The sequence below is a fragment of the Streptomyces sp. NPDC050610 genome (assembly GCF_040654875.1).
Lineage (GTDB): Bacteria > Actinomycetota > Actinomycetes > Streptomycetales > Streptomycetaceae > Streptomyces.
In genome coordinates this window covers 15454-28075 of sequence record NZ_JBFAIV010000007.1, presented here as the reverse complement: position 1 = coordinate 28075, position 12622 = coordinate 15454, and the positions used below count along the sequence as shown (strand labels likewise).

11 protein-coding genes are annotated in these 12622 nt (G+C 72.7%); 7 read left to right on the top strand and 4 right to left on the bottom strand.

The window, feature by feature from the left end; translation table 11 throughout:
• Positions 1-111: 111 nt before the first annotated feature.
• Positions 112-543: a YchJ family metal-binding protein gene (locus tag AB0I22_RS10980; RefSeq protein WP_363130636.1), complete on the top strand. Its 432-nt coding sequence runs from the start codon at positions 112-114 to the stop codon at positions 541-543.
• Here the strand turns inward: AB0I22_RS10980 and AB0I22_RS10975 are convergent.
• The 4 genes from AB0I22_RS10975 to AB0I22_RS10960 form a co-directional block, all read right to left on the bottom strand.
• The gene (locus AB0I22_RS10975) at positions 498-1793 is read right to left on the bottom strand and encodes a cation:proton antiporter (RefSeq protein ID WP_363130407.1); all 1296 of its coding nucleotides are present in this window, start codon (positions 1791-1793) and stop codon (positions 498-500) included. The two genes, AB0I22_RS10980 and AB0I22_RS10975, sit on opposite strands and share 46 nt — an antisense overlap.
• Before the next feature lie 84 nt (positions 1794-1877).
• Complete coding sequence (locus tag AB0I22_RS10970; protein WP_363130406.1) at positions 1878-3335, bottom strand: cytochrome P450; 1458 nt, start codon at positions 3333-3335, stop codon at positions 1878-1880.
• Complete coding sequence (locus AB0I22_RS10965) at positions 3332-4531, bottom strand: alpha-hydroxy acid oxidase (RefSeq protein ID WP_363130405.1); 1200 nt, start codon at positions 4529-4531, stop codon at positions 3332-3334. Before AB0I22_RS10965 ends, AB0I22_RS10970 begins: the two co-directional genes overlap by 4 nt.
• Positions 4528-6123, bottom strand: a complete 1596-nt coding sequence (locus tag AB0I22_RS10960; protein ID WP_363130404.1) for an NAD(P)-binding domain-containing protein — start codon at positions 6121-6123, stop codon at positions 4528-4530. The genes AB0I22_RS10965 and AB0I22_RS10960 overlap by 4 nt, the downstream gene beginning before the upstream one ends.
• 241 nt (positions 6124-6364) lie before the next feature.
• Here AB0I22_RS10960 and AB0I22_RS10955 point away from each other — a divergent pair, with 241 nt between their 5' ends.
• The 6 genes from AB0I22_RS10955 to AB0I22_RS10930 all read left to right on the top strand — a co-directional run bounded on the left by AB0I22_RS10955 (position 6365) and on the right by AB0I22_RS10930 (position 12547).
• Positions 6365-7906, top strand: a complete 1542-nt coding sequence (locus AB0I22_RS10955; protein ID WP_363130403.1) for a fatty acid--CoA ligase family protein — start codon at positions 6365-6367, stop codon at positions 7904-7906.
• A gap of 119 nt (positions 7907-8025) precedes the next feature.
• Positions 8026-8358: a DUF427 domain-containing protein gene (locus AB0I22_RS10950; protein ID WP_363130402.1), complete on the top strand. Its 333-nt coding sequence runs from the start codon at positions 8026-8028 to the stop codon at positions 8356-8358.
• A gap of 143 nt (positions 8359-8501) precedes the next feature.
• Positions 8502-9464, top strand: a complete 963-nt coding sequence (locus AB0I22_RS10945) for a metallophosphoesterase (RefSeq protein ID WP_363130401.1) — start codon at positions 8502-8504, stop codon at positions 9462-9464.
• Positions 9465-9483: 19 nt separating this feature from the next.
• A complete protein-coding gene (locus AB0I22_RS10940) occupies positions 9484-10728 on the top strand; it encodes an MFS transporter (protein WP_363130400.1) in 1245 nt (414 codons plus the stop codon).
• A gap of 122 nt (positions 10729-10850) precedes the next feature.
• Complete coding sequence (locus AB0I22_RS10935; protein WP_363130635.1) at positions 10851-11840, top strand: hypothetical protein; 990 nt, start codon at positions 10851-10853, stop codon at positions 11838-11840.
• A 122-nt stretch (positions 11841-11962) separates the two neighbouring features.
• Positions 11963-12547, top strand: coding sequence for a TetR/AcrR family transcriptional regulator (locus AB0I22_RS10930; protein ID WP_363130399.1), 585 nt, complete (start codon positions 11963-11965; stop codon positions 12545-12547).
• Positions 12548-12622: the final 75 nt, after the last annotated feature.

Sequence of the window (12622 nt, the reverse complement as noted above, 5' to 3'; positions counted from 1 at the left end):
CGAGGTATGAAAGCAAGGACCCGCCGAGTCGCCCCGGAGGCGCCGGCCCGTGAAGCCGCCCCCGGAGCCGCCGCCCGTCCGCCAACCCGGCACAATCGAGTGGTGTCCAGAATGAACGCGCGCCGGCGACCGGCGATCGGCCCCGGCTCGCCGTGCCCCTGCGGGCTCGACTCCTCCTACCGCGACTGCTGCGGCGCCCTGCACGGCGGGCAGCGGGAGGCGGCCACGGCGGAGCGGCTCATGCGCTCCCGGTACAGCGCGTTCGTCGTCCGCGATGCCGCCTACCTGCTGCGCAGCTGGCATCCGTCGACGCGGCCTGGCGGCCTGGACTTCGATCCGGAGCAGCGCTGGACCGGGCTCGAAGTCCTCGGCTCGACGGGCGGCAGCGCCTTCCACACCGAGGGGACCGTCGAGTTCCGGGCCCACTTCAGCGTGCGGGGGCACGCGGACGCCCAGCACGAGGACAGCCGCTTCGTACGGGACGAGGGTCGCTGGGTCTATCTGGGGCCCGTGCCGTCGCCGGTCGCGGTCAGCGGCAGCTGAGCCGCGGGGTCCGGGGCGCGGGCGGCCCGCCGCGCGTCGAGCCGGTCCCACAGGCTGAGCAGCGGGGTGGCCATCACCGTCGTCACGAGGGCGACGACGACCAGCACCGCGAACATGGAGGGCGTCACGATGCCCGCCGCGAGTCCGATGTTGATCGCGATGAGCTGCATCAGCCCCCGCGCGTTCATCAGGGTGCCGACCCGTAGCGCGACCCCGGGCGTCTCGCCGACCATGCGGGCCGCCGCCCAGCAGGCGCCGAGTTTGCCGAGGACGGACACGGCGACGCAGGCGGCGGCGAAGAGCAGCAGGGAGGGGTCGGCGAGCAGGGCGAAGTCCGTGTTGAGCCCCGAGTAGGTGAAGAAGAGGGGCAGGAAGACGATGCGGCTGATCGGTGCGACGGCCGCCACGGTGCGATCCACCGGTGCGGAGCGCGGGAAGACGACGCCCAGGCTGAACGCGCCGAAGACGGCGTAGAGCCCGATCCGGTCGGTGTACCAGGCGGCGACGAACAGCACGATCACGGTGATCAGCAGCAGGTCGTCGTCCGAGCGGCGGTCGGCGAGGGCCGTCATCCGCCCGCCCTTGCGGGCCACCACGGCGAGCACGGCGACCAGGCCGGCGCCGCCCCCGAGGGCGATGGCGAAGGGGCCCGCGCCGTCGCCCGCCAGGCCCAGCACGGCGGCGAGCAGCACCCAGGCCACCACGTCGTCCAGTGCGCCGCCGGCCAGCGACAGGGACCCGAACCGGGTGTCGACCAGGCCGCGTTCGGTGATGATGCGGGCCAGCATCGGGAACGCGGTGATGGCGATGGTCACGCCGACGAACAGGGCGGACACGCCGATCGGCACGTCCGCCGGGTAGACGTCGACCCCGTCGCGGGTGGCGAAGGTCAGACCCATGCCGAGGGCCAGCGGCGCGAGGATGCCCGCCGTCGAGATGGCCGCGGCCGGGCGCGCCACGGCCCGTATCCGGTCGGTGCGGAACTCGTACCCGGTCTGGAACATGAAGATCACCAGACCGATCTGCCCGGCGACGAACAGCACCGGCCGCAGTTCCTGCGGGAAGAGCGCCTCCTCCACGCCGGGCGCCAGCAGCCCGAGCGCGGAGGGGCCGAGGACCACTCCGGCGACCATCTCGCCCACGACGGGCGGCTGTCCGAGCGCGCGCAGGGCGCGGGCGACGACGCGGCAGGTGACCAGGATGACGACGGCGGCCAGGAAGAAGGCGGGGCCTAGCTCGGTGGTGGACATCGCGGTGCGCCCTTCGGCTCAGGGGAGCGGGAACACGGGAACACGGGAACAGGGGTGTACGGGCGGGCTTTCGGGACGCGCGGGTCAGCTCGCGCGCCCGCCGTACGGGCAGGACGCCGAGGGCCCCGACGCCGGTGGCCCAGGCGTCGCGGCCCCGGCCAGCGGGCGCCCCTCGGTGTCGTGGGCGGCGAAGTACCGTTCCGCCGGGCGGAGTCGGCGGGCGTCGAGGACCATCCAGGCGCCGAGGACGAGCTGGGCCCAGCCGCGCCCCACGTCCTCCCACCGGTCCCGCAGGCGCAGGAAGGTCCGTATGGCCGTCAGCCGGCGGCGCGGCAGCGGCCGGTCGCGGCGGACCAGCAGGCAGGGGGCGCGGTGCGGGATGGACCGGGTGTGCGAGACGGGCGAGTCGAGCGTGAAGCGGTCCAGCACCTCGCGGGTCGCGGCGCGCATCGCCAGGGGCGCGAGCCGCCAGGCGGGGCAGGGGCGGTTGGCGGCGACCCCGAAGGGGATGTGGTGCGCCTGCCGGGCCGCGATCCGGTCCCAGCGGCCGGGGTCGAAGGTCTGCGGGTCGGGGTGTCCGGTGGCGTGGTACTCGGGGTAGTTGAAGCAGAGCACCGAGCCGGCGGGGAGCACCGTCCCTTCGCCGAGGGGGATGTCGTCGGTGCTGATGCGGTGGGCGACGCCGAAGAGCGGGTACAGCCGCAGGGTCTCGTTCAGGACGTTGGAGAAGTAGCGTTCGTCCGCCGGGTCCGCGGCCAGGGCGTCCTGGGCGGCGGGGTGCTGGGCGAGTACGAGCAGCAGGTGCGCCATGGCTTCGGACATCTGCACCACGGCCGTGTTGAAGTACGTGCCCTGGAGGTAGTAGGCCTGCTCCGCCGGGGTCAGGCCGGCGGGCAGCCGGTGCGGCACCTCGCCGGCGGCGATCCGCCGGCGCAGATAGCGGGTGAGGCGGGCGCGGCGGCGCAGGTGGCGCGGCCGGACGCATTTCAGGGAGTTCACCACGTCCTCGGCGTTGGCGACGATGAGCGCGCGGGCGTGCGCCGGGCACGGTTCGCGGAAGACGAGTCCGTAGAAGAACTCCGCCCATACGGGCATCATGAGGTCGCGCAGCCGCACGAGCGCGGTGTCGCCGGTGACCGTGGTGTCGAGGACGTGCGCGGCGCAGCGGGCGGCGGCGTCGGCCAGGTCCTGGCTGGGGCCGGCGAGGATGGCCAGGGTGGTGCGGGCGACCTCGTCGTAGCGCGGGCCGTTCTCCAGGTGTTCCTGGTGCACTTCGGCGCCGGGGGCGAGCCAGTACCAGAAGAGGTCGGAGAGGGCGGCGCCGCGGCTGCGACCGCCCGCGGCGGGGTGGGAGTAGATCTCCTGGAACCGGTCGGCTCCCACGGTGGCGTTGGGGAAGGAGACGCCCTCGTCCCCGTTGACCTTGGCGAAGAGTTTCATCCGGGCGGTGACGACGAGGCCGGGGAGCCAGTACGGCGTGGTGAGGGCGAGGGCGGCGGTCAGTGCGCCGGCCGCCGCGCGCCGGCCGCGGCGGGGCGTCATGCCGTCGCTCCTGTCTCCGGAGCCGGGACCGGGGCCGGGGATGGGGATGGGGCCGGGGATGGGGCCGGGGATGGGGCCGGGGATGGGGCCGGGGCCGGAGCCGGGGCGTACGGGCGCTGGTCGTCGAGCCGGCCGCGGGCGACGACGAGGTCGGGGGTGAGGTCGGCCGTGCGGGTGCCGCCGCACAGGGTCAGGACGTGGTCGAACTCGGCGCGCAGCAGCTCCAGTACGTGCGTGACGCCGCGTTCGCCGTCCGCCGCGAGGCCCCAGAGCGCGGGGCGGCCCACGCCGACGGCGGTGGCGCCGAGGGCCAGCGCGATCGCCGCGTCGGAGCCTCTGCGGATGCCGCCGTCCAGCAGTACGGGCACGCGTCCGGCGACCGCGGCGGCGATGCGGGGCAGCGCTTCGACGGCGGCGGGGGCCGCGTCGAGCTGGCGGCCGCCGTGGTTGGAGACGAGCAGCGCGTCCACGCCCTCGACGACCGCGATCCGGGCGTCTTCGGGGTGGAGCACGCCTTTGAGGACCACGGGCAGCGAGGTGTGTGCGCGCAGTCGGCGCAGGTCGTCCCAGGAGAGCGTCGGCGACATGGCGATGTCGCGGGGGCGGTCGTCGCGGGCGCCGGGCAGATGGCGCATATTCTCGACCGCGAGGCCGGGTGGCAGGTCGTGGAAGTCGTTGCGCGCGTCGCGTTCCCGGCGGCCGAAGACCGGCGAGTCGGCGGTGACGACGAGGGCCGTGCAGCCGGCCTGTTCGGCCCGGTCGGCGAGGGCGCGGGTGACGTCGGGGTCGGGCTGGAGGTAGAGCTGGAACCAGACGGGGGCGTCGGCGCGTACGGCCCGGGCGGCGGCGGTGACCTCGGCCACCGGCACCGTCGAGGCCATGGCGGCGACCAGGACGGTGCCGGCCGCCGCCGCGGCGCGGGCGGTGGCGCGTTCGCCCTCGGGGTGGGCGAGGCGGTGGAAGGCGGTGGGCGAGACGAAGACGGGCATGGAGAGCCGGTCGCCGAGGAGCGTGAGGCGGATGTCCCGGTGCGCCGCGCCGCGGAGCACGCGGGGCAGCAGGGCGAGGCGGTGGAAGGCCCGTTCGTTCTCGTGCGCGGCCCGTTCGTCGGCGGCGCCTCCGGCGAAGAAGTCGTAGTGCGCGGGGTGGAGGCGCTTGCGTGCCTGTTCGCGCAGGTCCGACAGGGTGGGGATCACGGCCGGGGGGCCGGGAGCCGGTCGTCGAGGCGGGTGCGCAGGAAGCGGAGCAGTGGGGCGCGGTGCACGTCCTCGCTGTCCCACTGGTTCTCCAGGTTCTCGGTGAGGTGGTGTTCGCCGGTCGGTTCGTCGTCGCCGGTCCGGTAGAAGCGGACGACGGGGTGCAGATAGCGGCCGTCGAGCCCGCTGGTGGACTGCTGGGAGACGCGGCCCGCCGAGATGTCGAACGGGTTGATCAGGTCGTGGTCGGCGCCGTATTCGAGCGTGACGGCGGCGTAGCCGTCGACGTCGCCGAAGCGGCCGTCGGCCACGGCCCGGTGCAGATGGGCGACGGGGACTTCCTCGCAGTAGCGCAGGGCGCCGTCCGGGCCGACGAGGACGGCGTCGGCGAGGAAGCCGAAGAGCTGGAACAGCGCGGCGGTGCGGTTGACGCGCGCGATCACGGCGTCGGTGGCCGCCTCGGGTGTGCCGGGCAGGGCGCGGGCGGGCCAGGGGTGCCGGTGGTAGCGCTGTTCGAGGATGCGGTGCAGGGCCCGGACGTTGTAGCGGAAGCCGTGAATGAATCCGCTGGTGGATTTCTTGAAGTCGCGTGCCTGCGTGATGGTGCCGGCGAAGTACAGGTCGGGTACGTTCGTCGATTCCCAGGCGTCGTTCTGTGCGGGGAACCTGTCGTTGATGACCATTTCGGGCCGGACTTCCGGGGCGAATACGGAGGCGTCGAAGCGGAATCCGGTGGCCAGGATCACCCGGTCGTAACGTATCTCCTTGACGACCTCGTTCACCCGGGCGAAAGCGACGGCCACGGTGTACGAGGAGTCGGCGTGCTGCTCTATCCGCAGAATGCGGCCGTCCAGCACCGCGTTCTCCGATTTCAGCTGATACGTGTCCAGGAAGTTGTTGTTGACGGCCCGGAGATGGCCGACGAAGTGGGTCTGCCAGGCGAGTTTCAGCGAGCCGGGGCCCGCCACGTGGATGACGGCGGCCTTCTCCGTGAGGTGGTCGGCGGTCTCGAAGGCGGAGTTGCCGCGGCCGATGATCAGGACGCGGGAGCCGGTGAAGTCCGCGGCGTCCGTGGTGACCTCGTCGTAGCGCTCCGCCGTCTCGACGCCCTCGATGTCCGGCACGTACGGGCGGGTGTAGCCGGTGGCCATGACGATCCGCTTGGCGTGGTGGACGCTGCCGTCCTCGGCGCGGGCGACGAAGTCGCCGGGGCGGGTGATCTCGGCGATGCGGGTGCCGTAGCGCACGCGCAGCCGGTGCGCGGCGGCGTAGTCGGCGAGGTAGCGGACCAGGTCGTCGGCGGCCGGGAAATAGCGCTCGGTGTAGGTCGTGAAAAGGGGGGCGTGCTCGTCGCTGAGGAGGGAGTTCCAGTCGGTGCGCATCCTGAGCTCGGGATCGTCCCAGCTGGTGTGCACCTTGTTGATGGATATGAGCTTGCGGTGCCGGGGGAAGCGTGTGAAGAACGTACCCGGAGCGGCGCCGGATTCCACGATGAGATAGCTGCGCCCCGCTTGTCCCAGGAAATAACCCGCCTGTAATCCGGCGGGTCCGCCGCCGACAATGAGGTAGTCGACCGATTCTTCAGTGGCCATTGTTTTCTCCTGTTCGGCGGGGAGAGTGGAACGACAGTACTTGATAGTTAAAGAACGACACCAGACCGCGTTTTCGTGACCTACATCACACACCTTCCGGATGGCCGTGAAGGTCGTTGGCGATAGCTTGTGAGCGGCCCTCCGACCCATTGAGCCGATCCGATACCACCCCATCAGGCACCATCGGGACGGCCGGATCACGGCGTATTCCAGCCATTCGCACCCCCGGAGTGGAAACAAAGTGGAGAATTCGACCGAATCCCCTTTTCCGCAGCCCCTCATCGACGCCTTCCGCGCCCGGCCGGACGTCCCGGCCTTCGAATACCGCTCGCGCCCGGTCCCCCGCGCCGAGGTGCTGGAACTGATCGGACGGTGCGCGCACGGGCTGCGGTCCGCCGGCCTGGGACCCGGCCGCCCCCTCGTGCTGGCGACCGGCGTCACCCCCGAGGCGTTCGCACTGCGCATCGCGGCCCACCTGCTGGGCTGCCGGGTGACCGGCCTGCCGCCGGGACTGACACCTCATCAACTGACTCAGGTGCTGACCGGCGACGCCGGAGCCATGGTCACCGACGAGAGCACGGACGGCCTCCAACTCCCCCCTGCGGCACAGGACATCACCCGGCTGCGCCTCGGCCCCGACCTGCTGGGCCCCGGCTCCGGGACCATCCCGCCCGACGAGCTCGCCGCGCTGGGCCGCCCCGACGACATCGCGCTGATCAACCTCACCAGCGGCAGCACCGGCCGCCCGAAGGGGTGCGCGCAGACCTACCGGAGCCTCAGCCGGAACTGGGCCTGGCAGCCCGCCCGTTGGACCGCGCGCACCACCGAACTGGCCGAGCGCTACTCCCGCTACCTCCTCTTCGGCACCCTCACCAGCGCCGTGATCTTCGAGCATCTGGCGCTGAGCCTGCTCAGCGGCGGCACCGCCGTCATCCCCGCTCCCCCGCTGGAGTTCCCGCGGGTCTTCGAGCGCCACCGCATCAGCGCCTGCCTGCTGACCGTCCCCCGGCTGCACCACATCCTCGACGCCCTGCGCACCGAGCCCGTCGACACCGGCAGCCTGCGCGCCCTGCTGGTGGCGGGCTCCCCGCTGGCCCCGCACCGGCTCGCCGAGGCCGTCGAGCGGCTGGGCCCCGCCGTGCACCACGCGTACGGACAGACCGAGACCGGCATGCTGACCCTGCTCACCCCCGGCGAACTGGCCCGCCTGCCGCGCGAGGCCCTGGCGCGGACCACCGTCGGCCGCCCCCTGGACACCGTCGAGCTCAGCGTCCGCGATCCCGAGGGCCGGCCGCTGGCCACCGGGGAGACCGGCGAGATCTGGGCCCGGACCGAGAGCGCCATGGCCGGTTACTGGCAGGACGAGGAGCAGTCGCGCGAGGTGCTGCGGGACGGCTGGGTGCGCACCCGCGACCTCGGCCGCCTGGACGAGGACGGCTTCCTGCGGCTGACCGGGCGCAGCCGGGACGTGGTCATCGTCAACGCCGTGCTCCACTACTCCGGGGCGATCGAGCAGTGCCTGGCCGGCCACCCCGATGTGGACCAGGCGTACGTGGCCGGCGCGCCCGACGAGCGTACGGGCGAGGCCGCGTACGCCTTCGTCGTCCCCGTCGCGGGGCGCTCCCCCGACATCGCCGCGCTCCGAGCGCGCGTCGCCGCCGAACTGGGCGAGGCGAGCGTCCCGGCCACGGTCACCGTGGTCCGGGAGGCGCCCATGACGCCGGGCGGCAAGCCGGACAAGCGGGCGCTGCTCGCCGCGTTCCTCGCGCGCGGCGAGGGCTGAGCGCCGGGGCGCGGGGGCTGCGAGACTTTCCCGCAGACCGCAGACCGCAGACCGCAGACCGCAGACCGTTCGTCCACCCACGCGGACGGACGACGCGGCCCCGACCGAAAGGGACTCAGATGGCACCCAAGGGACACCACATCGAGATCGAGCAGGGCGCGGAGCGCGTACGCGTCGTGCACGACGGCCAGGTGCTCGCCGACAGCAGCCGTCCGCTCCTGCTGCACGAGACCGGGCTGCCGGTGCGCTACTACCTGCCGCCCGAGGACGTGCGCACCGAGCTGCTGACCCCGTCCGAGACCCACACCTACTGCCCGTTCAAGGGCACCGCCTCCTACTGGTCGCTCGACGGCGGCCCGCGGGACCTGGTCTGGGCCTACCCCGAGCCGAAGGACGGCGTCGCCCGGATCAAGGACCACTACTGCTTCTACGAGGTCGAGTTGGACCAGTAGGACAGGAGCGGCGAGGCGTGGCGGGGCACAGTGCCCAGGGTAGGAAAGTTTCCTAACAATAGTTCGTCCGTAGTTCTTGACGCGTACATGAGCCATCGCCAGGATTCCTCGCAACGGCTCGCCCGCCCAACGAGGAGACGGACATGACGCCCACCCCCCGCGCCAGGAAGCCGCTCGTCAGAAACCCCCGGATCGGTGTCCCCGTGGCCGCGGGAGCCGCCCTCGCCCTGGTCGGCGGCGCGCTGCTGTGGTCGCCGGGCGGCCGGGCGGACGCCGCGACCGGCCGCCCGGCCGGGGCGAAGGCCGCCGGCTTCACGGCCGTCGCGGCCGGCGACATCGCCGAACAGTGCACCGCGAGCAGCAGCGGTTGCGTCCACCCCAAGACCGCCGCGCTGGTCAAGAAGATCAACCCGGCCTTCGTCATGACCATGGGCGACAACCAGTACGACGACGCCCGGCTCAAGGACTTCAAGAGCTACTACGACAAGACGTGGGGCGCGTTCAAGGACAAGACCCACCCGATCCCCGGCAACCACGAGACGTACGACCCGGACGGGGCGCTCAAGGGCTACAAGTCCTACTTCGGCGCCATCGCCTACCCCAAGGGCAAGTCCTACTACAGCTTCGACCAGGGCAACTGGCACTTCATCGCGCTGGACTCCAACAGCCTCGACAAGTCCGACCAGACCGACTGGCTCAAGGCCGACCTCGCCGCCAACTCCAAGAAGTGCGTGGCCGCCTACTGGCACCACCCGCTCTACTCCTCCGGCGAGCACGGCAACGACCCGGTCAGCAGGCCCGTCTGGAAGATGCTCATCGACGCCAAGGCCGAGCTGGTGCTCAACGGCCACGACCACCACTACGAGCGGTTCGCGCCGCAGAACGCGGACGGCAAGGCCGACCCGAACGGCCTGGTCGAGCTGCTCGGCGGGATGGGCGGCGCCAACCCGTACAAGATCGAGGAGGTCCAGCCGAACAGCGAGAAGCGGCTGACCAAGACCTTCGGCGTGGTCAAGCTGGACTTCACCGACGACGGCTACTCCTGGGAACTGATCGGCACGGACGGCAAGACCAAGGACACGAGCCCGTCCTACAAGTGCCGCTGAGCGGGCCCGGACGCCCCTGATGTATCTCGCGACCACGGGCGCGACCGCGGCGGCACGCAAGGTGTCGCGCGGCCGCGTCGCCGGCCCCGTTCTCGCCCTCGGCTCGGTCAGCCTCGTCACCGACGTCTCCTCCGAGATGGTCACGGCCGTGCTGCCGCTCTACTTCGTCCTCCATCTCGGCCTCTCCCCGCTCCAGTTCGGCTTCCTCGACGGCCTGTACAACGGGGTCACCGCGCTGGTGCGGCTCGCCGGCGGACACGCCGCCGACCGCGGCAACCGGCACAAGCTCGTCGCCGGTGCCGGCTACGCGCTCTCCGCGCTGTCCCGCGTCGGGCTGCTGCTGGCGGGCGGCGGCACGCTGGGCATCGGCGCGGCGCTGGCCGCCGACCGGATCGGCAAGGGGGTGCGGACCGCGCCGCGCGACGCGATCATCTCGCTCAGCGGCCCGCCCGAGACGCTGGGCCGGGCCTTCGGCGTGCACCGCGCCATGGACACCACGGGCGCGCTCCTCGGCCCGCTCGCCGCCTTCGCCCTGCTGTGGGCCACCGCCGACGCGTACGACGCCGTCTTCGTCGTCAGCTTCTGCGTCGGGCTGCTGGGCGTGCTGATGCTGGTCGCCTTCGTGCCGGGGCGCGACGCGCTGCCGACCGTACAGCCGCCCGTACCGCCCTCCCCCGCCCGCCCCAAGATCCTCGACCCGTTCCGCGACCCCGCCTTCCGTCGCGTCCTCGGCGCGGCGTCGCTGCTCGGCGCGGCCACCATCGGGGACGCGTTCGTCTATCTGCTGCTCCAGAAGCAACTGGACTTCGCCGTGCGCTGGTTCCCGCTGCTGCCGCTGGGGGCCGCCGCCGTCTACCTCTCGCTCGCCGTGCCTGCCGGGCGGCTCGGCGACCGCATCGGCCGCCGGGTGCCGTTCCTGTTCGGGCACGCGGCGCTGCTCGGCGCGTACCTGCTGCTGCTCACCACCGGCGCGGGGACGTTCCTGCTGGTCGGCGTCCTGCTGCTGGTCGGGGTCTTCTACGCGGCGACGGACGGCGTGCTGATGGCGCTGGCCGGTCCGGTGCTGCCGGCCGCCCGGCGCGCGAGCGGCATGGCCCTGTTGCAGACGGGCCAGGCCCTGGCCCGGCTGGTCGCCGCCGCCGGGTTCGGCGCGGCCTGGACGCTGTGGGGCGTACGGCCCGCGCTCATCACCGCCGTGCTGGCGCTGGCGGCCGCCCTGGCCTGCTCGGCCGTTCTGCTCCGCCGCCTCGAAGGGAGGGCGTGACACCCATGCCGTCACGCATGAGCGACGAAACCGGTGTGGCCGAGGCGACGGACGAGACACCCGTCGTCACGGACCTCCGCACCCAGGAGGCGCCCGCGAGCGCCCGTACCCCGTTCGCGGCGATGTCGACACGCGCCAAGGTGATCGCCGTCGCGACGGCCGCCGTGGTGCTCGCCGCCGTCGCCGTCGTCTATACGGTCGGCGCCGCGCACCGGGCCGAACCGGCGGATACCGTCTCCGCGTTCGGCCTCGACAGCGGGAATCTGTACTTCCGCAGCACCGCCGCCGGACACGGCCGCGTCGCCCGGCTGCCCGCCGCTCCGGGGGTGGGCGCGGCGGAGCGCACCACCGGCGGCCCCGCGTGCGAGCGCTTCTACGCGGCGGGCGGCACCGGCCTGTGCCTCACGCGCCGCCCCGGCATCCCGCCGACCTCGTACGCGGTCGTGCTGGACGGGAAGCTGCGCGAGAAGCGCCGGATCGCGCTGACCGGCATCCCCAACCGGGCGCGGGTCTCGGCGTCCGGGCGGATGCTGTCGTGGACGATGTTCGCGACCGGCGACTCGTACGCCACGTCGTCCTTCTCCACCCGCACCTCGATCCTGGACACCCGCACCGGCTACCTCATCAAGAACATGGAGAACATCCAGCTGACCCTCGGCGGCCGCCGCTACCACTCCCCCGACGTCAACTACTGGGGCGTCACCTTCGCCCGCGACGACAACCGCTTCTACGCCACCGTGTCCACAAAGGGCAAGACCTACCTCGTCGAGGGCGACATGAAGGCGTGGAAGGCCCGCACGCTGCGCGAGAACCTGGAGTGCCCGTCGCTCTCCCCCGACAACACCCGGCTGGTGTTCAAGAAGCGGGTGCGGTCGGGCGCCACCGATCCCTGGCGGCTGTACGTGCTGGATCTGCGCACCATGCGGGAGGCGCCGATCGCCGAGCGGCGCAGCGTCGACGACCAGGTGGTGTGGCTGGACGATCACACCCTCGGCTATGCCCTGCCGGGCCGCGGCAAGGGCACGAGCGACATCTGGACCGTGCCGGCGGACGGTTCGGGGGCTCCGGCGCTGCGCGTGCCGGGCGGTTCGTCGCCCGCGATGGTCCGCTGACAGCGGCGGGGCGCACGGCCCTCGTGTCCCGTCTGGGCGTCCTTGAACATCCGCGCGTCCTGGGCGGGGGTCCATGAACATCCGTTCTGAACGTGCGTCCAGAGCCCGGTAGGGTGACACGCATGGGACATCGGGAACAACTCATGATCGGCGCCAAGCGGTGCCTCCAGGAGCGCGGTTACGCCCGTACGACGTCACGGGACATCGCCGCGGCGGCCAATGCCCCGCTCGGCACGATCAATTACCACTACGGCTCGAAGGAGGAGCTGCTGAACGCCGCCCTGCTGGAGTCGCTCGACGAGTGGGGCGAGCGGATCACCGCCGCGCGGTCGGCGCGGCCCGCGTCCGGGGCGGGCACCGCGGACCGGCTGGAGTCGATGTGGTCGCGGATCGTCGACTCGGTGGCGTCGGACCGGCCGTTGCTGGTGGCGGCCACCGAGTCGCAGGCGCAGGCGGAGCGGTCGGCGGAGATCCGGCAGCAGATCGCCGACGCGCAGGAGCGGTCCCGGCCTCAGCTTGCGGCGGCGCTGCACGGCCTGGACGCGGAGGCCGACGAGGAGACGGCGCGCGCGGTCGGCTCGGTGCACATGGCGCTGGTCGCGGGGCTGACCCAGCAGTGGCTCATCGACCCGGAGCGGGCGCCCAGCGGCCGTGAGCTGGCCGTCGGGCTGCGGGCCATCGCCCGGAGCCTGGAGTCCGACGGCTGAACAGCGACTCGATGACGGCTGCTCCCCGGCGGTCTCCGCGGGCAGGCGGCACGCACGGGAACGGGCCGACCGCTC

Coding starts and splice junctions, on each gene's coding strand:
- AB0I22_RS10945 (WP_363130401.1), top strand. CDS start 8,502: ATGACGCCCACCCCCCGCGCCAGGAAGCCGCTCGTCAGAAACCCCCGG.
- AB0I22_RS10950 (WP_363130402.1), top strand. CDS start 8,026: ATGGCACCCAAGGGACACCACATCGAGATCGAGCAGGGCGCGGAGCGC.
- AB0I22_RS10970 (WP_363130406.1), bottom strand. CDS start 3,335: ATGACGCCCCGCCGCGGCCGGCGCGCGGCGGCCGGCGCACTGACCGCC.
- AB0I22_RS10935 (WP_363130635.1), top strand. CDS start 10,851: ATGTCGACACGCGCCAAGGTGATCGCCGTCGCGACGGCCGCCGTGGTG.
- AB0I22_RS10980 (WP_363130636.1), top strand. CDS start 112: ATGAACGCGCGCCGGCGACCGGCGATCGGCCCCGGCTCGCCGTGCCCC.
- AB0I22_RS10975 (WP_363130407.1), bottom strand. CDS start 1,793: ATGTCCACCACCGAGCTAGGCCCCGCCTTCTTCCTGGCCGCCGTCGTC.
- AB0I22_RS10930 (WP_363130399.1), top strand. CDS start 11,963: ATGGGACATCGGGAACAACTCATGATCGGCGCCAAGCGGTGCCTCCAG.
- AB0I22_RS10960 (WP_363130404.1), bottom strand. CDS start 6,123: ATGGCCACTGAAGAATCGGTCGACTACCTCATTGTCGGCGGCGGACCC.
- AB0I22_RS10940 (WP_363130400.1), top strand. CDS start 9,484: ATGTATCTCGCGACCACGGGCGCGACCGCGGCGGCACGCAAGGTGTCG.